The 22,191-nt window shown below is 54.8% G+C and carries 25 protein-coding genes and 1 riboswitch; of the genes, 21 read left to right on the top strand and 4 right to left on the bottom strand.

Going from position 1 to position 22,191, the window contains the following annotated elements; all coding sequences use genetic code 11:
* Nucleotides 1-54: 54 nt before the first annotated feature.
* The 15 genes from G7K71_RS14195 to G7K71_RS14260 all read left to right on the top strand — a co-directional run bounded on the left by G7K71_RS14195 (nt 55) and on the right by G7K71_RS14260 (nt 13,012).
* Nucleotides 55-384: a hypothetical protein gene (locus G7K71_RS14195; protein ID WP_166347624.1), complete on the top strand. Its 330-nt coding sequence runs from the start codon at nt 55-57 to the stop codon at nt 382-384.
* 143 nt (nt 385-527) lie between these two features.
* Nucleotides 528-878 (top strand): hypothetical protein, encoded by a 351-nt coding sequence (locus G7K71_RS20270; RefSeq protein WP_395858278.1) that lies wholly within the window; start codon nt 528-530, stop codon nt 876-878.
* Between the two features lie 595 nt (nt 879-1,473).
* Nucleotides 1,474-1,602 (top strand): HD domain-containing phosphohydrolase, encoded by a 129-nt coding sequence (locus G7K71_RS19540; protein WP_243174920.1) that lies wholly within the window; start codon nt 1,474-1,476, stop codon nt 1,600-1,602.
* 13 nt (nt 1,603-1,615) lie between these two features.
* On the top strand, nt 1,616-1,822 hold the full coding sequence (locus G7K71_RS20275) for an HD-GYP domain-containing protein (protein WP_395858279.1): 207 nt from the start codon (nt 1,616-1,618) through the stop codon (nt 1,820-1,822).
* A gap of 37 nt (nt 1,823-1,859) precedes the next feature.
* Entirely contained in the window at nt 1,860-2,117 is a 258-nt protein-coding gene (locus G7K71_RS14210; RefSeq protein ID WP_166347627.1) for a hypothetical protein, read from the top strand.
* Between the two features lie 274 nt (nt 2,118-2,391).
* A complete protein-coding gene (locus tag G7K71_RS14215) occupies nt 2,392-3,474 on the top strand; it encodes a methyl-accepting chemotaxis protein (RefSeq protein WP_166347630.1) in 1,083 nt (360 codons plus the stop codon).
* A gap of 35 nt (nt 3,475-3,509) precedes the next feature.
* The gene (locus tag G7K71_RS14220) at nt 3,510-5,441 is read left to right on the top strand and encodes a methyl-accepting chemotaxis protein (protein ID WP_166347633.1); all 1,932 of its coding nucleotides are present in this window, start codon (nt 3,510-3,512) and stop codon (nt 5,439-5,441) included.
* Nucleotides 5,442-5,460: 19 nt separating this feature from the next.
* Complete coding sequence (locus G7K71_RS14225; RefSeq protein ID WP_166347635.1) at nt 5,461-6,930, top strand: chemotaxis protein CheW; 1,470 nt, start codon at nt 5,461-5,463, stop codon at nt 6,928-6,930.
* Complete coding sequence (locus G7K71_RS14230; protein ID WP_207712977.1) at nt 6,917-8,041, top strand: chemotaxis response regulator protein-glutamate methylesterase; 1,125 nt, start codon at nt 6,917-6,919, stop codon at nt 8,039-8,041. The genes G7K71_RS14225 and G7K71_RS14230 overlap by 14 nt, the downstream gene beginning before the upstream one ends.
* The gene (locus tag G7K71_RS14235; RefSeq protein WP_166347641.1) at nt 8,022-8,369 is read left to right on the top strand and encodes a response regulator; all 348 of its coding nucleotides are present in this window, start codon (nt 8,022-8,024) and stop codon (nt 8,367-8,369) included. The genes G7K71_RS14230 and G7K71_RS14235 overlap by 20 nt, the downstream gene beginning before the upstream one ends.
* 7 nt (nt 8,370-8,376) lie before the next feature.
* Nucleotides 8,377-11,058 (top strand): chemotaxis protein CheA, encoded by a 2,682-nt coding sequence (locus tag G7K71_RS14240; RefSeq protein ID WP_166347644.1) that lies wholly within the window; start codon nt 8,377-8,379, stop codon nt 11,056-11,058.
* Nucleotides 11,039-11,284 carry a hypothetical protein gene (locus tag G7K71_RS14245; RefSeq protein ID WP_166347647.1) on the top strand — a complete coding sequence of 82 codons (246 nt, stop codon included), beginning with the start codon at nt 11,039-11,041 and terminating at the stop codon, nt 11,282-11,284. The genes G7K71_RS14240 and G7K71_RS14245 overlap by 20 nt, the downstream gene beginning before the upstream one ends.
* A complete protein-coding gene (locus G7K71_RS14250; protein ID WP_166347650.1) occupies nt 11,281-11,643 on the top strand; it encodes a response regulator in 363 nt (120 codons plus the stop codon). The genes G7K71_RS14245 and G7K71_RS14250 overlap by 4 nt, the downstream gene beginning before the upstream one ends.
* 18 nt (nt 11,644-11,661) lie before the next feature.
* Nucleotides 11,662-12,174 (top strand): HEAT repeat domain-containing protein, encoded by a 513-nt coding sequence (locus G7K71_RS14255; protein ID WP_166347655.1) that lies wholly within the window; start codon nt 11,662-11,664, stop codon nt 12,172-12,174.
* A 16-nt stretch (nt 12,175-12,190) separates the two neighbouring features.
* Nucleotides 12,191-13,012 (top strand): protein-glutamate O-methyltransferase CheR, encoded by an 822-nt coding sequence (locus G7K71_RS14260; protein ID WP_166347658.1) that lies wholly within the window; start codon nt 12,191-12,193, stop codon nt 13,010-13,012.
* 816 nt (nt 13,013-13,828) lie between these two features.
* Here the strand turns inward: G7K71_RS14260 and tnpC (G7K71_RS14265) are convergent.
* The 4 genes from tnpC (G7K71_RS14265) to tnpA form a co-directional block, all read right to left on the bottom strand.
* Nucleotides 13,829-14,848 carry an IS66 family transposase gene (gene tnpC, locus G7K71_RS14265; protein WP_279286367.1) on the bottom strand — a complete coding sequence of 340 codons (1,020 nt, stop codon included), beginning with the start codon at nt 14,846-14,848 and terminating at the stop codon, nt 13,829-13,831.
* Between the two features lie 18 nt (nt 14,849-14,866).
* Complete coding sequence (gene tnpC, locus G7K71_RS14270; protein ID WP_166347661.1) at nt 14,867-16,441, bottom strand: IS66 family transposase; 1,575 nt, start codon at nt 16,439-16,441, stop codon at nt 14,867-14,869.
* Between the two features lie 70 nt (nt 16,442-16,511).
* A complete protein-coding gene (tnpB, locus tag G7K71_RS14275; protein ID WP_166347664.1) occupies nt 16,512-16,868 on the bottom strand; it encodes an IS66 family insertion sequence element accessory protein TnpB in 357 nt (118 codons plus the stop codon).
* Nucleotides 16,862-17,176, bottom strand: coding sequence for an IS66 family insertion sequence element accessory protein TnpA (tnpA, locus tag G7K71_RS14280; RefSeq protein WP_166343400.1), 315 nt, complete (start codon nt 17,174-17,176; stop codon nt 16,862-16,864). The genes tnpB and tnpA overlap by 7 nt, the downstream gene beginning before the upstream one ends.
* Before the next feature lie 126 nt (nt 17,177-17,302).
* Between tnpA and G7K71_RS14285 the strand changes: the two genes are divergently transcribed.
* The 6 genes from G7K71_RS14285 to G7K71_RS14310 all read left to right on the top strand — a co-directional run bounded on the left by G7K71_RS14285 (nt 17,303) and on the right by G7K71_RS14310 (nt 21,934).
* Nucleotides 17,303-18,586: an IS110 family transposase gene (locus G7K71_RS14285; protein WP_166343398.1), complete on the top strand. Its 1,284-nt coding sequence runs from the start codon at nt 17,303-17,305 to the stop codon at nt 18,584-18,586.
* A 375-nt stretch (nt 18,587-18,961) separates the two neighbouring features.
* Nucleotides 18,962-19,606 carry a copper amine oxidase N-terminal domain-containing protein gene (locus G7K71_RS14290; protein WP_166347667.1) on the top strand — a complete coding sequence of 215 codons (645 nt, stop codon included), beginning with the start codon at nt 18,962-18,964 and terminating at the stop codon, nt 19,604-19,606.
* 216 nt (nt 19,607-19,822) lie between these two features.
* A riboswitch (cyclic di-GMP riboswitch) is annotated at nt 19,823-19,911 on the top strand.
* 123 nt (nt 19,912-20,034) lie between these two features.
* Nucleotides 20,035-20,622, top strand: coding sequence for a hypothetical protein (locus G7K71_RS14295; protein WP_166347670.1), 588 nt, complete (start codon nt 20,035-20,037; stop codon nt 20,620-20,622).
* An 81-nt stretch (nt 20,623-20,703) separates the two neighbouring features.
* Nucleotides 20,704-21,144 (top strand): hypothetical protein, encoded by a 441-nt coding sequence (locus G7K71_RS14300; RefSeq protein WP_166347673.1) that lies wholly within the window; start codon nt 20,704-20,706, stop codon nt 21,142-21,144.
* Between the two features lie 213 nt (nt 21,145-21,357).
* Complete coding sequence (locus G7K71_RS14305) at nt 21,358-21,579, top strand: hypothetical protein (protein ID WP_166347676.1); 222 nt, start codon at nt 21,358-21,360, stop codon at nt 21,577-21,579.
* A 187-nt stretch (nt 21,580-21,766) separates the two neighbouring features.
* Nucleotides 21,767-21,934, top strand: coding sequence for a hypothetical protein (locus G7K71_RS14310; RefSeq protein ID WP_166347679.1), 168 nt, complete (start codon nt 21,767-21,769; stop codon nt 21,932-21,934).
* Nucleotides 21,935-22,191 lie beyond the last annotated feature (257 nt).

Consider the following 22,191-nt stretch of genomic DNA (forward strand, 5'->3'; position numbering starts at 1 on the left):
AAGAAGTGAAAAGGGACTTACTGGGCTGGAAGCTCGGGCGGGTAGTCACCGTTTTTGATCGGGGCTTCTGGCTCGGAAGATAATTTGAGAACGCTGCAGATAGTCGGCGGCCATTACATTGCCGGGGAAAAGCTGTCCAAAGTTACGGCTGAAGAAGCCCTCTCCCGCCCAGGCCGGTACCGTCTGGTCAAAGATAACCTAGAGGTAAAGGAAATCGTTATCGGCTACGGTGAAGCCCGAATCCGTTACATCCTTGTCCGTAATCCCAAGGAAGCCAGAAGAGACAAACTAAAAAGAGAAGAATTGTTACAAAAGTTGAAGACCGAGATTACCGTGGTCAACGCCCTGGCTGCCGAAAAAAGAGCACGGGCGGCAGGAGAGTAGCTGTACCACGAAACTTACGAACGCTACTTGAGCCTAAGCATAAGGGTACCCTGGACAGAAAAAAGATTGCCGGGGAAGAACGGAAAGACGGAAAGTACTTAATTCGTACCTCTGACGATACCCTTTCTCCTGAAGATGTGGCCTTGGGCTACAAACAACTCTACGAAGTTGAATATGCTTTTCGCACCTTGAAAACCACTCTGGAGTTAAGACCCATATACCACTGCCTGGAAGACCGGATTAGATCCCATGTATTGCTTTGCTGGTTGGCGCTCTTTTTGATCAGAATAGCTGAAAACAGAACAGGTCTTACCTGGCGCCATATCAGAAAGGAATTGCAAAGAATCCACCTCGGACTGTTTCAAGGGGCCAACGGCGAGGTATATCAGCACACCGAACTGACCAGGGAACAAAAGGAAATTTTTAAGGCCGTTAAGGTTTCAGAGCCGCCGAAGTTTTATAGCATGAAGACCGGTAAGCAAGGGAGCTCATAGTAACACGCCTCCTCCGGGGTATAGCCTTCTATCCCTTGTGTGGCGCGGGTTCGCGCTTTTTGTTAACCTAGAGACTGTCGAACTCAGGTTTCTATCTTGAAAGATTTCTTTGTAGGGGGAATTTTTTATGACCGGACAAACCTGGTGTTATGCAACATATGGTCGTATCAATGTAAACGTTACCAGAATATAGCATATTATGCAAATAATGTATTAACCTTCTTAAACCTTCTCCTCTTACGTTCCCCTCCTTTAGTTCTCCCCGCTTTGTTTCTTCCTTGCTTTCCATCATAAAGATAATTGTATTGAAGATAATTGTCTTGTCAGCTTCTCTCTCCTGAGGTGACTCCATAGACTCAATAGCACGTGTTATCCAAGTGTTTTTCAAGATGCTGGAAGCCCGGCTTAAAGTGGTTTCGCACCATTCCGAACGGGTAGCTTCCCTGGCCGTGATGCTGGCGAGGCGACTGGGAATGGATGAAAAAAGCAAAAAATGATTTTTATTGCAGGTTTGCTCCACGATATAGGCAAGATGGGTGTTCCCAGTAGTATCATCTTCAAGCCGGGCAAACTTACGGGTGATGAATAGGAAGAAATGAAAAATCACCTGGTTTTCAGTTTTAATGTTCTTTCCTCCATTCCGCAATTGAAAGACATAAGCCGCATGGTGCTTTATCGTTATGAACGTTACGATGGTCATGGCTACCCTGAAGGGTTGAAATAGAGGAGCCATCCCATTGGAATCGCGCATTTTGGCGGTAGCTGACAGCTATGACGCCATGACATCGCATAGGGTGTACAAGCCACCAAAATCTGTGCGGGAGGCCCTTGGGGAATTGCGCCGCTGTGCGGGTACCCAGTTTGATCCTCTTTTAGTTGATGTCTTTCTCGCTCTACAGGATCAGTCCTTACTGAATTGTAATGAGGCAAGATATACTCCCTGAAATTGTGCGAGTGTATGAACTGGGTAGGAGATAAGAAATGGGGAAAATAAGAAACATTTACAATTCGGGCACAAACATTAGCACCAGCTACCAGAAGAAGAATACCAACGAATTTACGCATCCGGTGGACCGGCTGGCCGGGTATAATTCCCACGTTGGTGAAGATGTGGCCTTAAAAAGCGAACCAATAGAGACAGCCGTGGAGTTGTCCTATTTGCAGAAGCGGCAAATAAGGGCGGTTAACCATCACCCCGCTATATTTGTGGCTTTTTGTAGCTTTGATGGAATGAACTAAACTTTTCATTGAAGTCTATTTAAATTTCCTTTTTTATTACCGGACAAACCCTAGTGTCAAGTATATACGTTGGGAGAGGTAATCCTTGTGAATAGAACCCATATGATAACCTGCACTTGACTGTTCCGGTGCGGGAAGCTAGGTTTAAGGAGCATATCAATCACTTCATCGTACTGAGTACCTTGCTGTTGCCGGGAAGCTGGAAATGTTCAGATAGAGTAGGAATGGTTGTGCCCGGGCGAATTGCAGTTCGGTGCATAGGTGGAGGTGATCCGTGAAACTGTTTGCCATGAAAGTGGTGATGGCAGTAGTTCTGGTGCTGCTGGTTCTGATGGTGCTGGTGGTAGTAGCGTTTTTCTCCCTCTGGCGGCGGGAGGTCAGGGTCAGCCGTGAGGAAAGGGCGGGCTACACCGGACTGCAAAGAGAGCTATCCCGGGTGTTGCCGGTGTTGAAGGCTAACCTGAACAGTGTCATTGAGGAAACGGAAAAGGGGGTGAGCCAGGGGCTTGCTACGTTGCAGCAGGTGGTGGAAGTGATCAGCGCCTCGCTCGCGCAGCTTCGCGAGATGCAGGGCCGGCAGAACGCGGAGATTTCGGAAACAGTCAACGGTATGGTTAAGCGGCTGTCTGAAGACCTCGCCAGCCTGGGGTGTGCGTTGAGGGAGGGGGCAGAACAATACCGCGAGAAGATCCGACTGCTGGAGGACCGCCTGGGTGGGATGAACCTGTCACGGGCGGTAGCCGAGCTGAGCGACTCCTTCGACCACCTCCGAATCGTGGCGCTTAATGCCAACATAGAGGCAGGGCGGCTGGGAGACGCCGGGAAGGGGTTCAAGGTGGTGGCCGAGGAAATAAGAAAGCTGCTGGTGCGGCTGGAAGAGTCGCTGAAGGATATAGTGGTGGTGGAAGGCTTTGTCGGGATAGTAGTAGACATAAAGGAAAACATGAAGGAGAACATTGAGCGTCTCGAAAGCAGGTTGGAAGAGGTTTCCGGGATAAAGACCGAGCTGGAACGGGTGAAGGAGTTGACAGGCACCTATTCTTCGCTCTTCGAGGAGGCTATCGATAATGTCAACGCCCAGCTGGCAAAGGCGTCGGGTGCCGTGGACGAAGGGCTGACCGTATTTCAGTTTCAGGATATCATTTCACAAAAGCTGAACCACATAGAGCAGTTTTTAAACCACCTGGACGAAGCATTGCAGCGTGGCGACCGGCAGAAGCTATTGTCACTGGAAGAAAAGCTCAAATCGTTTTACACCACTGCGCGTGAGCGGGAAAATCACCGGCGGATTTTGGGCAAAAGTGCTACAGAGAAGAGCGATCTGTCCGATTTGGAGGAAGATGTGGTGTTTTTCTAACCTAAAATAAACATGACATATGGGAGGGAATTTTTATGGTTAAGCGACTTGAAGATCTACCCAAGGACAGTTTCCAAGATTCCAGACCGGGGGAAGGCAGGGTTGAGTTTGGCGGGGAGGCCAAGAAGAAACTGGAGTCCCAGCGGGCGAGGGCCAGGACGTTTGCCAGGCAGCAGCAAATCGCCGAGCGGCTGGCGGCCGCCACTGAAGAGCTGTCTTCGGCGGTAAGCGAGTCCACATCTGCGGTGGAAGAGCTCAGGAACGCCATGGAACAGATCGCCTCAGGCGCGGAGGAGGCCGGCAGGGCCACCCGGGAGTCGTTGCAGGCGGTCAACGTGATCGTATCAAATATGGAGAAGGCGCTGGCCAATGCCAGGACTTCGCTGGAGCGCACCAGGCGGGCCCAGGAACTGGTCCGCGAGAACGGTGAATCAATAAACCGGCTGGTTGATAGCGTCATTAGCACGGCTGAACGCAACCAGGCCTCGGTGGAGCTGGTTACCCGGCTCGAGGAGCAGGCCCGCAACATCGGGGAAATCGTCAAAGCTATCGTGCGGATAGCGGACCAGACCAACCTGCTGGCTTTGAACGCGGCCATTGAGGCGGCGCGTGCAGGCGAACACGGCAAGGGGTTTGCGGTGGTGGCCGACGAGGTGCGGACGCTGGCCGAGATCTCCGAGAAGGCGGCCAACGATATCCGTGAGATGGTGGCCACCATCCAAAACGAGGTAAACGGGGTGGCGACGGCCATCAACGACGCCGCTGTCAAGGCTAAAGAGGAGGCGGGCAAGGGTCAGAAGATCAACACAGAACTGGAGCGGATCGCGGCAGATGTGGATGTGGTCATCAGAAACGCCCTGGAAATAGAGGAGTTATCTGCAGAGCTCAATAAGGCGATACAGGAGTTCCAGAAGGGGGCCGAAGAGATTGCCAGCGCGGCTGCCGAGCAGGCCAGCGCTGCCCAGGAGTCGCTGACCTCCATCGAGCAGCAGACGAAGGCGATGATGGACATCTCAGGTGCCGCCAGCGAACTGGCTGAGATGGCCGAGACGCTGAAGTCCTCGACCGATGTTAACAAATCCTCGGAGGAGCTGGCGGCGGCCGCTGAGGAGCTCTCCGCCTCCATAGAGGAGGCTGATAAGACGGCCCAGCAGATAATGGCGGCGCTCAGTCAGATAGCTACGGGGGCGCAGCGCCAGTCGGCCGCGTCGGAGCAGTCGGCGTCGGCGATCGCCCAGATAGAAAAGGGTGCGAAGAATATTGCGGAGCGGGCCGGGGAAGCTCTGGAAAAAGTGCGAGAGCTTAGTGACCTTTTAGAGGCCAACCGCAGCGCGGTCAACGAACTGGTAGACGGCATAGTCAGCTCGGCCGACGAAAACGTAGAGAACGTGAAGCTGATCAAGGCGCTGGAGGCCAAGGCGCGCCAGATCGACAAGATCGTGGACACCATCGTCAACGTGGGCATCCAGACCAACATGCTAGCGGTAAGCGGTGCCATCGAGGCGGCGCGTGCGGGCGAATACGGCAAAGGGTTCGCGGTGGTGGCCTCTGACATCCGGAACCTGGCCCAGGACAGCGCCAAGAATGCCGAGCAGATCAAGGACATGGTCAAGACCATTCAGGAACAGATAAACACGGTGGTTTCCGACATCGTGCGCATGGGCGAGATGATAAGGAAAGACGTGGGGGACGCCAGAAAGGTGGTTGCCAGCCTCGAACAGCTGAAGAAGGACATGATGGAAGTGGTCCGGGGTAACGAGGAGATTCTTTCCGGTTCCCAGGAAGTGGTAACGGCGGTCACCCAGGCGGGGAAAGGGGTAGAACAGATAGCCCAGGCGGCTCAGGAAGCGGCAGCAGCTTCCGAGGAAGCTTCATCGGCGGCGAAGCAGCAGGCTGCCGGGACGAAAGAGCTCGCCCGGGCAATAGAGGAGATTGCCGCCCTGGCTGACGAAATCCAGCAGGTGTGACATGGAGGGGGTAACGGAGATGCTGGAACAACAGGTGGTTACCTTTCACCTGAACACAGAGCTTTTCGGCATAGAACTCAAATACGTCCAGGAGGTAATCCGCGTCCCCGCAGTGGTGGCCGTTCCCTGCACACCGTCCCACTTCCTGGGGCTATCCAACCTCAGGGGGGAGATTTTGCCGGTGGTTGACGGCCGGATCAGAGTGGGTACTCCGGCGGGTGAGATTTCTGAAAGCGCGCGGGTGGTGGTAATTAGCCGGGATGGAGGGAAGGTGGGCTTTCTGGTGGACCGCGTATCGGAGGTGGTTGACCTCGAAGGGGCGGAAATAGAAGAGATCAGCTCTGACACCAGAAGCGGCTGCGTCCACCGGGCCATCAGGTTTCCCGGGACTAATAAAATTGTGCTCCAGATAGACGTGGAGAAGCTGTTCAGTTATGAATTGAAAGCGACGGCATCTTCTATCGGCGCGGTATATGAGCGGCAGGTGGAAACCGGCGAGCGCGAGCAGGAGGAGCTGATTCAGCTCGTGGCCTTTAGGGTGGGAGCCGAGGAATATGCCGTTTCCATCGGGTCGGTGCAAGAAATTGTGCGGGTGCCGGAGAAGATCTACCGTGCTCCCGGGCTGCCGTTCTACGTGGACGGGATCTTCTCGCTGCGGGAGAGGACTTTACCCATAGTCAACTTCCGGAAATACTTGGGGCTTGAATTCGAGAACTACGACGAACGATCAAGGATAATAGTACTGAACTTTCAAAAAGACGGCATGTACTTCTTCGGCCTGGGGGTAGACGCGGTCAACGAAGTGTTGCGGGTGAAACCTGAGGAGATCGAACCCCTTCCTGATTATTTTCTTGATCGCGAACAGGCGGTAAAAGACGTCTGCAAGCTGGAGGGCGGTAAGAGGCTGGTTTATGTGCTGGAAGCGGACAAAATGGTCGAGGAGACGGTGTTGAAAGAGCTCAATGCCTCAGAAGAGAGGAGAGAGACGGTGGCTGCTGAGGGGCAAGGGGCGCTTCACGACGAGAGGCAGTACGTGGTCTTCGCTCTTAAGGGCGAGGAATACGGCGTGGAGATAGGGAAGGTTCAGGAGATCATCCGCGTTCCCGGGATAGTGGGGGTGCCCCGAGCACCCCACTACATCCGCGGGGTGGTAAACATCCGGGGCAGCATCCTCCCCGTGATGGACCTGCGCCGCAAATTCAACCTCTCCGACGTTGAAGACCTCGAGCAGTGCCGGATTGTGGTGGTGGAACTGCCCGAGCTGAAGATAGGGCTGGTGGTGGATGCGGTGAAGGAGGTGGTGAAGATCGCCGCGGCAGAGATCGAGCCGCCGCCGGCGGTGCTGGCCGTCGAGGTGGAGCAGGAGTTTCTGGCGGGCATCGCTAAGTTGCGGCGGGGCGAGCGGCTGATTATGCTGCTGGACCTCAACCGTGTGCTGACACCCCAGGAGAAGAGGGAAGTGAAAGAAATCCTTGATGAAGAAAATTAGGGTGCTGGTGGCCGATGATTCGGCGCTGATGCGCAAGTATCTCAGGGAGATACTGGAAGAAGAGGGCGACATAGAAGTGGTGGCCGTTGCCCGTAACGGCAGGGAAGCAGTGGAGAAGGCGCTGGAGCTAGATCCGGACGTGATCACCATGGATGTGAACATGCCCGAAATGGACGGGTTGACGGCGGTCCAGTACATTATGCATTTCAAACCATGTCCTATCGTGGTGGTTTCGTCTCTGACCCGGCGCGGTGCGCTGACCACCTTCGAGGCGCTGGAGCTGGGGGCAGTGGATTACGTACCCAAACCCGACGGCACCGTGTCGCTGGCGATAAAAGGCGTAGCTCACGAAATAAGGAAGAAAGTGCGGGTGTCAGCCGCGCTCAAACGGCGGCTTGCCGGCTTGAGACAAAGAGACCGCTTCGGGTCCGGGGTAGAGCGGGCGGCTGTCGCGACACCCCCGAAGCAGCCGCCGGAAAAGCCGGCTCTCAGCGCCGACTACCGCCACGTGGTGCTGATAGGGGTTTCCACCGGAGGGCCGAAAACGCTGATGGAGATCATTCCCTGCCTGCCTGAAGGCTTTCCGGCGCCGGTGGTGGTCTTCCAGCATATGCCCGAAAACTTCACCCGCTCGTTTGCCGAACGGTTGAACAGTTATTCCGGGTTACTGGTTAAAGAGGCTGACGATGGCGAGCTGGTGGAGCGGGGCAAGGTGCTGGTGGCCCGCGGCGGCAGCCACCTGAAATTCGAGTTCCACCCCGTCCGCCGCAAGCCCAGGGTGCGGATAACCCGCTCACCGCGTAACAGTCTTTACTTTCCGTCGGTTGACGTGGGGTTTAGATCGGCTCTGGAAGTGTTTCCGGCGGGGTCCCTGGTGGCAGTGTTGTTGACGGGTATGGGCAATGACGGAGCTGATGCGATGGTCGAAATCACGCACCGCGGCGGGTACACCATAGCCGAGAGCGAGGAAACGGCCATCGTCTATGGGATGCCGCGGGAGGCAATTGAGCGGGGAGGAGCAAAAGAGGTACTGCCCTCTTACCGGATTGCCCAAAGGATTGTAGAGATCATCAACGGGGGATGGGTAGGCGATGCGCGTGCTGGTGGTTGATGACTCCTTTACCGTGAGGGAATACTACCGGGCTGTGTTAAAGGATGTGGCCGAGGTCGATGAGGCGGTAAACGGCTTTGAGGCTCTGGAAAAGGCTTTTGTGGAATCTTACGACCTGTTTTTAGTGGATGTGAACATGCCTAAGATGGACGGCTACCATTTGACGGAGGAGCTCAGGCAAAACGGCGTGGACAGGCCAATTATCATGATTTCGACCGAGCGCGAGGACCAGGACCGCAAAAAGGGACTCTCGCGGGGTGCCACACTTTACCTGGTAAAGCCCGTAAGACCGGAACAACTTCAATTTTTCGTCAGGCTTTTGGGGTGAACGCGAGATGTCTGATTTAAGGAACACGTTCCTCGAGGAAGCTGCCGATCTTCTCGAGGAAATAGAGCGGCTCACGCTTCTACTCGAGCGCGAGGAGCAGTCACAGGAAACTCTGGACGCTCTCTTTCGCGCTGTTCACACCCTGAAAGGATCCGCCGGCGTAGCGGATGTGGACAGCGTAAAAGAGGTGGCGCACCGGTTGGAGACCGTGTTGGAGGCCGTAAGAACCGGCGAAATCCCGGTTGGTTCCGAACTGGTGGACGTGGTACTCGCCGGATTCGATGAGATAAAGCGCCTGCTGGCGGAGCTTTTCCATTCCGGCGGATCTGCCCGGCCGGACCGGTCGGTACTGGAGAGAATCGATCAATTCAGTGCTGAGGCTGGTGTGGGAGGAGAGGAGTTCACCCTTCCCGACTACATTGACACCTCCAGCTCGCCCGGGATCGTGGCCGCGCTTTCGCCCGCGTTTTGGGAAAAAACGTGGAGCGAGCTGGCCCGGGGGCGAAAGGTATATTACATAGAGTTGGAGCCGGGCGAGGACTTCTTTTTCACGGGTCACAACCTGGTGTTTCTCTTCCAGGACCTCGAAGGGGCAGGCGAAATTTTCGAACTTAAGGTATTGAAGGACAAGCTGCCCCTTTTCCCAGATCTCGATCCCGAGAAGTTCTACCTGGCTTTCGAGTTCGGTTACGCTACCTCCGAAGGTCTGGAAGAGGTGAAGGACCGGTTTCTCTTCATCGCTTCCGGAAAGCACCGGGTGGCCGTGAGGCCGCTTGGAGAGGCGGCCCTGCAGTTTTTAAGAGGTTCGGAACTATCGTTAGTCAACGGAAATAAGCTGGGAGAAGAGGTTGCCGGGAAACTGGCGCTTCTGGTTGAAGAATACGATGCCAGGGGGGAGGAGGCGCTGTCCCTGCTGGACGCCCTCCTGGAGGAAGCGCTTTGGCGGGAGGAGGGGCTCCGCGAGCGGTTCTTCCTGATGGCGGTAAGAGCCTATATCCTGCGGTACGCCGAACTGGTACTGTCCTCTTCCGGTAAGGGACGCGAGTTCCGCGAGAGTTTCGCGACGGTATTGGCGGCGCTTTTGAACGAGGCGGTCGTCGATGGTGCGGTAAGCCGCAACCTGCTGCTGGACATCGATGATCTGAATGCTTTCTTTGGTACGGGGGAAAAGAGGGAGGAATCTCCGGCTCTCGCCGTGCTCCAGCCTGACCTCGAACTCGTGAGAATCCTCCTTTCCCAGCAACTCGAGGCACTAAAACTTATCATTCCTGCGGTTGAACATTCCTCGCTGCGCTCTATAGCCGGGACAATCGACCGGGTGGCCTCGCTTCTGGGTTTTCCCCGTCCGGAGCGGGAAGACAGGGCCGGGTTGGAGGGGTGGCTTGAAGAAGTCTACAAGGGGCTATTTGAAGAGCTGCCGGAGGATAAGCCTGTTCCGGTGGATAACAGAAGGCCGCAGCATCAAGCTCCTGCCCTGAAGAGCGACGTCTCTTTTGCCCGTGAGATTTCCTTCAAAGTAAGCCAGGAAACGGCCGATCACCTGGTGAACCTGGTGGGTGAGCTGACCATAGCCAAAAACAGCTTCCTTTACTTGGTGAAAAAGCTGGAGGGGTTCAGTTTTGAACTGGCCCGGGAGCTGAAAGAGCGCGCTGCCTATTTGGAACGGCTTGTGCGCGAACTTCAGGAACGGGTGATGGCCATAAGGTTGTTGCCGGTGGAGCAAATCTTCAACCGGTTCCCGCGCTACGTTCGAGACACCGCACGGGTTCTGGGCAAACAGGTGGTACTCTTGACCGAGGGTGAGGATACCAGGCTCGACAAGAACATGCTGGAGGAGCTCTATGAACCGCTTCTCCACCTGGTGAGAAACAGCTTGGACCACGGCATAGAGAAGGTTGAAAAGCGGGTAGCGGCGGGCAAGCCGGCCGAAGGCAGGCTCTGCCTGAGGGCTTTCCAGGAAGGTGATCGGGTGGTTGTGGAAGTCGAGGATGACGGCCGGGGGATCGATACTGACGAGGTGAAGGCTAAGGCAATAGAGCGGGGATTGCTCACCGTCGGAGAGGCCGGGGAGATGAGCGAGGAGGAAATCCACCGGCTGATATTCTTGCCGGGCTTCAGCACCAGAGAAGAGGCCACGGACATTTCCGGCCGTGGCGTGGGTATGGATGCGGTGCTAGCGACTGCTAGGCGGCTAGGCGGCGACATAACGGTGGAGTCCCGACGCGGCCGGGGGATGAAGGTCAGCCTTGTGCTACCGCTGACAATGTCAACTACCGAGGTACTGAAGTTTAGGTGCGGGGGCAGGGTTTTTAGCTTCCCGCTGGACGCGGTGTCCGAGACGGTAAGCGTCGCCGTTGAGGAGATAAAAACCGCCCGGGGTAAAAAAGTGGTGGTGCTGCGGGAAAAAATAATGCCGGTGGTCGGGCTGGAGGAGGTGCTGGGCTTCGACAGCACCGGGAGTCGGGTATCGGGGGAGCAAAAGCTCATCGTGCTCACCCGGCAGTTTACGGTGCCCGTTGACACCGTGCTAGGCAAGGAAGAGGTGCTGATAAGGCCGCTTACCGGCGAACTGAAGGCCATCCCGTACTTCAAGGGGGCGGCCATCCTGGGTGACGGCAGTATCCTGCTGGTGCTGGAGCCCGGGGCTCTTCTGGAGGGGGTGAAGTGCCGTGTCTGCGCTGAGGGTTGAGAAACCCCTGCTGGTGGAATTCATACGGGAGGTTAAGGAAGAGCTGGAGAGGGCCGGTGTGGCCTCGACCGGGCGTGTGGAGTTTCGCCCGCCGGATCCCGGGGCGGTGGACCTGGCGGGTATTCAGCTCATACTATCTCTGCAGAAAACCTACCCCCACCTGGAGATAGAGATCGGGCTTCCGGGATGGGCCGGGAAGTTTATCAACGGGGGTAACGGTAAATGAAAAAGATTTTGTCGCTGGACGACTCGATGACCATGGTGCAGACGGTAAAACTGGCGTTGACGAAGGCCGGCTACGAAGTGGTTACCTTTACCGAGGGGCAGAAGGCTCTGGACTACCTGCAGCGAAACAAGGTGGATCTAGTGGTAACCGACCTCCATATGCCGGCTATGGACGGGATCACTTTTATAAAGAAAGTGCGGTCGCTTCCCAACTGTCGCTTCACGCCCATCATCATCCTGACGACCGAGACGCAGGTAAAGAAAAAGGAAGAAGCGCGTCAGGCGGGTGCCACCGCATGGGTGACCAAGCCGTTTACCCCCGCGCAGCTGGTTTCCGTGGTACAAAAGGTTATGCGTTGAAAAGGGGTGCTTTTCTTCATGGAGAAGGACCTTTTTTCGGCAATCAAAAGGATGGTTTCGGAGAAAGACGTGAAAGGGCTTTCCATGCTGGCTCTTTCGGAGACCGACCGGGCGGCGGTGGACGCGGCGATAACCGCCCTTGCGAGGGTGGGCAACGACGAGGCGGTGGACGAGCTGATATCCTTTCTTTCCGTCGAAGACGCCTACCTGAGAAACGAGGCGATAGAGGCGCTTCAGCTTCTGGGGGCCAGGGCCTTCGATAGGGTAGCCGCGCTTTTAAAATGGGAGAAGCCGGATCTCAGGATCTTCGCGCTGAACGCGCTTAAGGAGATGAAGGACCTGCGCTTGAGAGGGCTCATTCGCCACGTGCTGGAAGTGGAGACCGACCCTAACGTGGCGAGTCTCGCCGTGGAGTGCTTATCCGAGGTAGGTTCCGGGGAGGATGTAGTACTGCTGGAGGCGGTTGCCAGGCGATTTCCCGACCCTTACGTGAGGTTTGCCGTGGATGCGGCGCGTAGGAGGCTGGAATAGGAGAGATAACGGAGTAATGAATCGAGAGGAATTCAGGACCCTGTCCGAATACATCTACCGGAAGACGGGCATAAAGTTTGAGGAAAATAAGCTTTACTATGTGGAGCGTAAAGTTTCCGAGAGAATGGCCTGGCTAGGGATCTCCGAGTTTCGCCGGTACTTTTACTACCTTAGGTTCGAGCCTGACGGCGGGGAGTTTCAAGAGCTGATCAACTCCCTGACGGTGAACGAGACCTATTTTTTCCGTGAATACTACCAGTTGAAGTGTTTTGCCGAAGAGGCGCTGCCGGAAATACTCGAGCGCAAGAAAGTGGCAGGGCATAGCCTGGTGAAGGTGTGGTCGGCGGGTTGCTCGACAGGAGAAGAACCCTACACCTTGGCGATCATTCTGAACGAAATGCTGGAAGGGCTGCCTTATGGTTTCCTGGTGGACGCCAGTGATATCAACACCGGGGTGCTGGAGTTTGCCCGCCACGGTGTATACGGGGACAGGGCAGTTAAGGATGTGCCCCACACCTATAAGGAGAGGTATTTCTTGAAGACTCCGGCGGGCTGGGAAGTGGTGCCGGAGATAAAACAAAAGGTCAGCTTTCTACAGGTGAACCTGCTTGACAAGAACGAGATGCGAAAACTCTCCGGCTACGACGCCATATTTTGCCGGAACGTGTTGATTTATTTCGACGATGTCGCCCGGCGGGAGGTGGCCCTGGAGTTTTACCGGGCACTTTTGCCTGGTGGGTTCATTTTTTTGGGCCATTCCGAGTCCATGAGCCGGATTACCCCGGTGTTCCGGCTGAAAAAATTTCAAAACGCCATTATCTATCAAAAGCCCGGCTGAGAGATCCGGAGGAATGAATTTAAACGAAACGGCCGGTAAGAAAAAAAAGGTGTTGGTCGAGTAGAGGTATACCTCGCAGCACACCCCCCTCACAGAACCGTACTTGCGCAATTAACGCATACGGCTCCTCACCGAAGCATTACCGAAATGTACCCTGAAGGTAGCCGAACGTCCATGATGTTGACATATTTTTCGGCTCCGGTAGAGGAAACTTGTTCAGGAATTTCTCGAATTTCTCACCGTTAAGGCTCTTCCTTTGGCTTCTCCGGTTTAACCACTTGAACATAGCACGCTTGGTATGATAAAAAAATTCCTGTAGTTTCCAGAAATTATCCGTGACGCCGTAATGCCGGTAATATCCCAGCAATTTAACCGATTTAGGACATTACCACCTGACTTTCCTGAGTTTGATCGCTATACTCCAGCAGCTTATTTAGTTGAACATGGTCAACGTTTGAGGAATGAACTTCCCGGGCTAGGTGATGCGTTAGCTCATTTTGAGCAACTTTTTAATGATCTTAATGGATTACTAAGGTAACAAATCAAGGAACATGTACCATTTAAAGGGGTTCGAATTTCTGCATAGAAATTTCACTAGTAGCGCCCTTACTGTGCATTAGGCACGGGCACAGTCCCCGCAGACGCCTGCGCTTACTGTGAGCAATGTAATGCTTCACTGGGGCTGAATTGCCAGCCTCTTCAGGTATGCAATAGTGAAACCGAAATTGCCGGTCTCACCGTATGCTTCTGACCAGTGGATTACTCGTAAGCGTAAAATAAACCCCACCTTGCAATCAGGTGGGGACATAATCTGGCTTATTTATTAGCCCTGCAGACAGGGGGTAATGAATTGGACCAGGGGAGCAACTGATCCAGGGCGTTACTGTCTTTAGGGTCCAGGTTGGGAAGTTTTTCAAAAAGATAACTGAGGTACTGGAAAGGATTCAACCCATTCTCCTTTGCCGTTTCTATGATGCTGTAAGTAATAGCGCTGGCCCGGGCACCCCGCGGAGTATTGGCAAACAACCAGTTCTTGCGGCCAATGACAAAGGGTTTGATCGACCGCTCACTCCGGTTGTTATCCAGTTCCAGGCGTCCATCCTGCAAAAAGGCAATGAGTTTATCCCACTGGCTCAGGCAATAGTTAACTGCCTGACCAAAGGAACTTTTGGGCAGTACCTGTGTTTTCTGGGTTTTAAGCCATGCCCGAAAAGCATCCAGCACGGGGCGGCTGCGCACCTGGCGGGCCTGATAACGCTCCTGGGGCGTTGCATCTTTCAAGTCGCGCTCAATGGCAAAAAGTTGGTTACAAAATTCCAGCCCCACCTGGGCGGCCACTGCTTTATTGCGTTTATCTTCCGGCAGGGCCTTTAACGCTTCATCAAACTTGCGCCGGGCATGGGCCCAGCAGCCCACCAGGGTGACATCCGGCAGTTCGTTGTAGCCGGCGTAACCGTCAACGTGCAAGTAGCCTTTAAAACCTGCCAGGAACCGGCGGGGGTGCTTGCTGGCCCGGGTGGTCTGGTAGTCGTAGAGAATAATGGGAGGACCGTCCCGCCCGGTGCGGTAGAGCCAGAGGTACGATTGGGTTTCAGCAGCCCGGCCCGGCTCGCGGAGGACCTGCAGGGTTGTCTCATCGGCATGCAGGATATCCCGCTCAAGCAGGTGTTCATGCAGGCGATCGTAGATCAGGGCCAACCAGTTGTTCGCCCCGTACAGCACCCAGTTGGCAAGCGTCTGCCGGGACAGCTCCACCCCCAGGTGGGCAAACTGCTGCTCCTGGCGGTACAGCGGCAGACCTTCGTAAGCGTAAAATAAACCCCACCTTGCAATCAGGTGGGGACAAAATCCAGCTTATTTACTGGCCCTGCAGGCAGGGGGTAACGAATCGGACCAGGGGAGTAACTGATCCAGGGCGTTACCGTCTGTGGGGTCCAGGTTGGGAAGTCTTTCAAAAAGATAGCTGAGGTATTGGAAAGGATTCAACCCATTCTCCTTTGCCGTTTCTATGATGCTGTAAGTAATGGCGCTGGCCCGGGCACCCCGCGGAGTATTGGCAAACAACCAGTTCTTGCGGCCAATGACAAAGGGTTTGATTGACCGCTCACTCCGGTTGTTATCCAGTTCCAGGCGCCCATCCTGCAAAAAGGCAACCAGTTTATCCCACTGGCTCAGGCAATAGTTAACTGCCTGACCAAAGGAACTTTTGGGCAGCACCTGTGTTTTCTGGGTTTTAAGCCATGCCCCAAAGGCATCCAGCACGGGGCGGCTGCGCACCTGGCGGGCTTGATAACGCTCCTGGGGCGTTGCATCTTTCAAGTCGCGCTCAATGGCAAAAAGTTGGTTGCAAAACTCCAGCCCTTCCCTGGCAGCTACGGCTGCCGCACGTTTATCATCGGGCAGGGCCTTTAGCGCTTCATCGAACTTGCGCCGAGCATGGGCCCAGCAGCCCACCAGGGTGACCTCCGGCAGCTCATTGTAGCCGGCGTAGCCGTCAACGTGCAAATAGCCTCTAAAGCCCGCCAGAAACCGCCGGGGGTGTTTGCTGGCCCGGGTGGTCTGGTAGTCGTAGAGAACAATGGGAGGACCGTCCCGCCCGGTGCGGTAAAGCCAGAGATACGATTGGGTTTCAGCAGCCCGGCCCGGCTCGCGGAGGACCTGCAGGGTTGTCTCATCGGCATGCAGGATATCCCGCTCAAGCAGGTGTTCATGCAGGCGATCGTAGATCAGGGCCAACCAGTTGTTCGCCCCGTACAGCACCCAGTTGGCAAGCGTCTGCCGGGACAGCTCCACCCCCAGGTGGGCAAACTGCTGCTCCTGGCGGTACAGCGGCAGACCTTCCCCGTATTTCTGGTTCATGATGTAAGCCATAAGCGAGGGGGAAACCATACTTCCGGGAAATACAGGAGCCGGCATGGGAGCGGTAACAATGGGGGTGGTTAGCTCGTTGCGCTCGCAATGGCGGCAGGAATAAACGTAACGCACATGCTTGACCACTTTTACCTGGGCCGGGATGATCTGCAGTTCCTGTCGTACTTCGGTGCTCATTTCATGTAAAGGACCACCGCAGCACGAACAGACCCGCTCTTCTTCCGGCAGGCGGTACTCAACCGTTTCCACCGGCAGGTTATCGAGCACCATCTCCCGGCGGCCACGCTGTTTGCGGCGCTGGTAGGTGATGGTTTCGACAGCCGGTTCGGGTGAAGCCGGCTGGGCTTCCACTTCCGCCTCATTAAAAAGCGAAAGCTGCTGGTAGCCAGAAGCGGTCCGTTCGCTGGAAACGCCAAATTGCCGGCGTTTGCTCAAGCGAAGCTGCTCCATCAACCAGTTCAGCCTGGCGCTCAGTTCAGCGTTTTGCTGTTCCAGTTGCACACAGCGCTCCCGCAGTTCTTCGATAGTCATGGTGGCGATATTCTTTGCAGTATTCATGACCTGGTAATTCGACGAATGGCGTTAAAATCCCTCCAAAATCAACCGGGAACTGAAAATATTTCTGCCATTACAAGATGGTACGTGCTTTTACCTCGGGATGGGCATGGGGTTGTTTTAAGGGGAGACCATCGAGCAACCAGCGCAACTCCCGGCGGCTAATGGCCAAAGTTGGCGAGCCGGTATCCGCCGGCCAGGGGAATTTGCCCTTCTCCAGCCGGCGGTAATAGAGCCAGAACCCATTGTGATCCCAGTGGAGAATTTTAATTTTATCCCGCTGCCGATTACAGAAGACGAAAAGACAGGAGGAGAAGGGGTCCAGTTCGAACCCCTCTTTGACCAGCACGGCCAGCCCGTCGATGGACTTGCGCAAATCGGTGGCGCCGCAGGCGAGGTAAACCCGGTCGATACCCAATTCGTTCAGCATAACGATACCAGAACCCGGACTACTTGAGAAAGCAAGGCTGGATCAAAACCGGGTTTTACCTCGATGCAGGCCTGACCTATTTTGAGCAGCAGGGAGTCACCCTGGTCCGAAGGTGATTGCTTGCTTAATTCAACCGGCAGCCACCGTGTTGACCCGGCGGGGGAAGATTCCTTAAACTTCCGGAGCCAGTACCATAGCTGCCGGGGGGTTACGTTATGGGCGGCGCACCATGCTTTAGCACTCTGGCCGCTGGCACGATATTCGGCAACCCGGGTTTCCCATAGTTTTTGCTTTTCAGCTTTGGTCATAAAAAATCCTCCCCATTTCATTTTCTGAGCATTCCTGTAATCCTTATCAAAGGGGTTGATCAACAAAAAGACCTCCTGGTACAACAAGGTTAGAGCAAACACCAAAAGTACCGGAGGTCGAGGTTAATGACGAAACGAAACAAAAACCTAAAAGAAATTCGTAGCGTCCACACCCTCATCGTGGGCGTCGACATCGCCAAAAGGACCCACTGGGCCCGCACGCTGGACGGGTCAACAGGCATCGAAGTGGGCAGCGCCTTCTCTTTTCAGAATAGCATAAACGGCTTTTCCCGTCTACTGGGTAGAATGCACCGGGTCAAAGAACAAATCGGCGCGCAAAACATCGTCGTGGCCATGGAGCCTTCCGGCCATTACTGGAAACCCCTGGCCAGCTACCTGGTCAATGCCGGCATCCCAGTAGTTATCGTCAATCCTTACCACGTCAAAAAGCAAAAAGAACTCGACGATAACTCGCCCACCAAAAACGACCGGAAAGACGCCCTGATCATCGCCACTTTAACCTGGGAAGGACGCTTTTTCCACTGCTATCTACCCAAAGGGATCTGGGCGGAACTCCGGGGGTACACCCAAAACCGCCACCAGCAAAAGGCCAAACTAAACGCCGCCCAGAACAACCTGGTGGCGATCCTGGACGAGCGCTTTCCCGAATATCCGCAGGTTTTTAAGAACCTTCTAGGGAAAGCCTCCCTGTACATCCTGACCCACCGGCCCTTCCCGGCCGACCTAAAACAGCTCACGACAGAAGAGCTGACCGCTGAACTTAAGGCAGCCAGCGGCGGGAAAGTGGGTCAAAAACGGGCCGTTCTTTTACTGGCTGCCGCCAATGAATCCATCGGCGTGCCGGAAGGTTTAGATGCTGCCCGTCTGCGCCTGACCCAGTGCCTGGAAGAAATCTTCTTCTGGCAAAAGCAATTGCTCCAAACCGAAGCGGCCATGGAAAAGGCCCTGGCCAAAACCGGCTTAGCCGAGTACCTTTTGAGCATCCCCGGGATCGGAGTCGTCACTGCCGCCAGCTTCTTAGGGGAAGTGGGGGATTTCACCCGGTACGAAGACTGGCGCCAGATCCGCAAACTGGCCGGTTACAACCTGACTATCAACCAATCCGGGGATTCCAAAAAAGGGGTTACAAAGATCTCCAAGCGGGGCCGGGCGGGGTTGCGGAGCATCCTCTACCAGGCTGCCCTGGTCCTGGTGGCCAAAAACCCTCAGTTTAAAGCGCTCTACCGTTACCTGGTGACCCGGCCGCAAAACCCGCTGAAAAGCAAGCAGGCCCTGGTAGTGATCGCCTGCAAACTCCTCCGGGTAATGTTCACCTTAGCTAAAGAAAAACGCCTGTACGACCCGGAGAAGGTTTTGGGTAGCTACCGCCGGCAGCAACTGGCGGCCTAGAAGGCTTGTGGATATGCCGCTCGTATGGACTTGCGGGAGGCCTCCTGCCACTTAAGAGGAGCCTGGAGGTTTAGGCATGGTTTATCTTCCGCCTGTCCACAGGGTCCACACTCGCTTGGACAACGCTAAAGCGTTGCCCACATATCCACAAGCCCGACGGCGTAAAGGAATCATCATGAGGCAAAAATCTTGGGTGGGGGAAACCGAAAAAACCTCCGTTAGGGCATGACCCTGCTTCTGAGTAACGGTGCCCCACCCGCCCCCATTATGCTGAACGAAGGAATGTAAGGGCATTGACCCCGGGAGACATGATAGGGTAAGCAGGGGGCGAACAGGTGGGTTAGACCACCCAAGATAAATTTTAAAAATGGCAGATTGAGTAAGCTTTTTAAAGTATCAATGAAAAATATTGAGATAGGAAGATTATCCTATAAACCCGGGGATTGTGCCAGGTGGGTAGGATTTGACGCTTACGGCGAAATACTCGACATCGAGAGTGTCCCTGTCGGGGACTCCGTGGTGGTGCTCGCGGCGACCCAGGACGGGCTGCTCCGCATGGAGTACCGGAAACAGCAGGAAGCTGAAACCCCGGAACAGCAACCGGAAGAGGAAAAGCAGGAAGAGGGACGGCAGTCCGATGAGATGGTAGTCCCACCTGTTAAGTTTGTGGTCGGGCAGAAGACCTATCGTGTTGGCGACCGGGTGTTCGATATGGACGCAGAGGCGTTCACCGAAAACGGCCGGACTTATGTGCCCGTCCGTTATTTGGGAGACGCCCTGGGCGCGGAAATCAAATGGGACGGGGCGACCCAAACGGTGACACTGGTCAAAGACAACGTAACCGTAAAGCTCGTGGTAGGGAATAAGGCCATAAATGTCAACGATCAGCCCAAGCAGATGGACGTAGCCCCGCTGGTCCGCGGGGGCCGTACCTACCTCCCCGCGCGCTATGTAGCCGAAGTGTTCGGGTACAGGATGGGCTGGGATCCGGCAGCGCAGACCGTGAGCGTGACAAAATAGCCAGCACTGAACCGGTCGGCAGGTAAGTCTTTTCGAGGGCCGGGTGCTCCTTTTTCCAGGGTGCCCGGCTTTTTTATTTTTGGGGGACTTTTTTCCTGTGCCCAATCCCTCCGGATAAAAGCAAACGATTAATTGGTGAAAATCCCGGTTTAACCGGACCTTTCAGAAGCCCCCTCAAAAAAGGAAGACATGCCGTACTATGAACTTAGGAGGAATCCCCACCAAAGGCAAACCCGGCGAAAGCCGGGGGCGCAAAGCCAAGGGGCCTAAAGCGGTTGACCCGCTACGGCAGCCCGGCTGCTGGGGAAAGGAAAGCAAATTTTCCCCGGTGGCCGGCTGTCTTAGATAAGGAGGTGGTTACTGGGGAAGCAAGGGTCAAGCGGAAACAACATTTCAGAAAAGAATCAAAGTTAAAGGAGGCAGCGATCTTGAAAGCGATCCGGAACAGGAAACTCGTGTGCGTTATCCTCACACTGTGCCTGGTATTGGCACTGGCCTTCCCCGCACTGGCGGAGGAGACCCAGGTACAGGTTCAGCCCCAACCACAAGACCAGGTAACCGTGACTGACAGCGTATACCACAACCTGCCAGCGGACCTGGTGACAATGGTTAACGGGCTGAACCTGGAACAGCTTAAGGAACTGGCGGTGCTGGTTCACCAGAGAATCAGGGAACAGAACCAGCTCAACAAGTCCAAGATCGAATTTGCAGGTGTGGTGACCGCCGTCTACGGCGACACATTCACTGTAGTGAAAGGCGGCAAAAACGGCAATGTTACCGAAACTTTCACCATCACCCCGCAGACGCTTATCAAAGGGGAGGGAACGCTGAAAGGGACAACAGAAATCAAGCAGGGGATGATGGTTAAAGTCAGGGCTACCACCGATAAGCAGGCGCTGGAAGTGCACCTGATCCCGGGCAACAAATACAGGGCAGACAAAGAAGCGAAAAAGCCTGGGAAAAACGGGCAATCATCCCGCCCTGCTTTTAAGCCAAAAGCTGAATATAAACACTAACATGTAGCTGGGTGCCCTTTTTCCGGGGGTGCCCGGTTTTTTTTATTTTTTGAGTCCAAGATGAAAGGGGGGAAAACAGGTATGCGCAAAGTCGTAGCTTTGCTGGTGCTGGCCGCCTTCGCGGTGGTTGCCCTGGCGGTACCGGCGTTTGCCGGGTCTATCGGTCAGGTGCCGCCGTCCGGCGAAGGAACTGTAACCGCAGTCGGGAAGGTGGTGTATTCCACCGTCGAGAAGCCGCACTACGAACTGGTGGTTCCCGGGCCGATGTACATGCCGCCTCTACCCGGGTCAGGAGTGAAGCCTCCGGTACAGTACGACCGGACATACATCCTGACGGGTCCGTTCGACTTCAAGGCTTACGAGGGCAAGCTGGTGCGGGTGACGGGCCAGGTTTTCAGGGGACCGAATTTCTACATGCGCGGGCCGGTTCTGAAGGTCACCAAAATTGAGCTGTTGAAATATCCTGTGCCGGTACCCAAACCGGCGCCGAAGGTTCCGGTGGTCAGGCCGGTGGGCAGGTAGTTTTCCGTGGGCCGGGCACTCCTTTCCGGAGGTGCCCGGCTTTTTTATTTTTAAGTCCACGATGATCGGAAAAAGCAATACGAAGCCCTGTACAGGCAGATCGAAGCAGAAAACGCCCACTTGAAGAGCTTCGTTACCGACTGTCCGGGAATGAACTTTTTGGCACACTAAGGGTTTCATTTTTCGTTCCACGATGTATATAAGGAGGCGTGCATGATGGCAATTCTTGAAAACAAAGGTTCAGTTACAAGTATTTTAATGGAAGAAGGAAGTCAACGCAAATTAGTGAAAGTACTCGCGTCTATGATACTTTTAGATATGTTGTCTGAGGAAAGAAAAAACTTAGAAATCATGAGAAAAAAAGAAAACCATCAGCCAAATAAACTCTTTTTTCATTATAGTGCCAAAGCTATTGGTGATGTTTCAGTAATTTAAACAAGCCACCAAAATTTAAATCTATGGTACTGTCAGTTATTTGGTATCCTTTAGGTATTTTGCCATTAACCTGATTTTCTTTCCCCGCCCTTCTCCGGCCAGCATGGTCAAATCGGCTTACACCCCGGACGCTGTAGTCTACGCCTAGTCGGACGCCCTGGGAGCGCCGGGCGGGGCTGTTCCGAAAGTGACAGTGCGCCGCCTCTTCAGTAATACCTACGCCACCGTCGAGTCCGAAATGTGGGCCGTCGATGTTGACTGCGAAGCCTGGTCCCTGGGTCTGCTGAGAAAGCTGGACACCCTTCTGGAAGAACTGGTGAAAGCCGGCCTGGACCCGGAATTCTGCGGGGCCTGAAGGTTTACGTTCTGCCCGCATATGGTCTGGCCGTCCGGGGCAGACGGAAAAGCCGGGTTATGCCGTCACGGGCTTCCACAACCCGGGGACAAACGAAATCGCCGAAAGATCCGGTGGTCAGTTAGTTTTTCCGTGGGCCGGGTGCTCCTTTTTCCGGGGTACCCGGCTTTTTATTTTTTTGAGGGCCTTTTCCTGTACCCAATTTCCCGGGGAAAGGAGGAAAGCGGTTTCGATCCGGCGGGCGCGGGAGAAGGGTT

This window comes from Desulfofundulus sp. TPOSR (genome assembly GCF_011393055.1).
GTDB classification, from domain to species: Bacteria; Bacillota; Desulfotomaculia; order Desulfotomaculales; family Desulfovirgulaceae; genus Desulfofundulus; species Desulfofundulus kuznetsovii.

Coding starts and splice junctions, on each gene's coding strand:
- G7K71_RS19540 (WP_243174920.1), top strand. CDS start 1,474: ATGAAAAATCACCTGGTTTTCAGTTTTAATGTTCTTTCCTCCATTCCG.
- G7K71_RS14210 (WP_166347627.1), top strand. CDS start 1,860: ATGGGGAAAATAAGAAACATTTACAATTCGGGCACAAACATTAGCACC.
- G7K71_RS14220 (WP_166347633.1), top strand. CDS start 3,510: ATGGTTAAGCGACTTGAAGATCTACCCAAGGACAGTTTCCAAGATTCC.
- G7K71_RS14225 (WP_166347635.1), top strand. CDS start 5,461: ATGCTGGAACAACAGGTGGTTACCTTTCACCTGAACACAGAGCTTTTC.
- G7K71_RS14230 (WP_207712977.1), top strand. CDS start 6,917: ATGAAGAAAATTAGGGTGCTGGTGGCCGATGATTCGGCGCTGATGCGC.
- G7K71_RS14235 (WP_166347641.1), top strand. CDS start 8,022: ATGCGCGTGCTGGTGGTTGATGACTCCTTTACCGTGAGGGAATACTAC.
- G7K71_RS14240 (WP_166347644.1), top strand. CDS start 8,377: ATGTCTGATTTAAGGAACACGTTCCTCGAGGAAGCTGCCGATCTTCTC.
- G7K71_RS14250 (WP_166347650.1), top strand. CDS start 11,281: ATGAAAAAGATTTTGTCGCTGGACGACTCGATGACCATGGTGCAGACG.
- G7K71_RS14255 (WP_166347655.1), top strand. CDS start 11,662: ATGGAGAAGGACCTTTTTTCGGCAATCAAAAGGATGGTTTCGGAGAAA.
- G7K71_RS14260 (WP_166347658.1), top strand. CDS start 12,191: ATGAATCGAGAGGAATTCAGGACCCTGTCCGAATACATCTACCGGAAG.
- tnpC (WP_166347661.1), bottom strand. CDS start 16,441: ATGAATACTGCAAAGAATATCGCCACCATGACTATCGAAGAACTGCGG.
- tnpB (WP_166347664.1), bottom strand. CDS start 16,868: ATGCTGAACGAATTGGGTATCGACCGGGTTTACCTCGCCTGCGGCGCC.
- tnpA (WP_166343400.1), bottom strand. CDS start 17,176: ATGACCAAAGCTGAAAAGCAAAAACTATGGGAAACCCGGGTTGCCGAA.
- G7K71_RS14285 (WP_166343398.1), top strand. CDS start 17,303: ATGACGAAACGAAACAAAAACCTAAAAGAAATTCGTAGCGTCCACACC.
- G7K71_RS14300 (WP_166347673.1), top strand. CDS start 20,704: ATGCGCAAAGTCGTAGCTTTGCTGGTGCTGGCCGCCTTCGCGGTGGTT.
- G7K71_RS14305 (WP_166347676.1), top strand. CDS start 21,358: ATGATGGCAATTCTTGAAAACAAAGGTTCAGTTACAAGTATTTTAATG.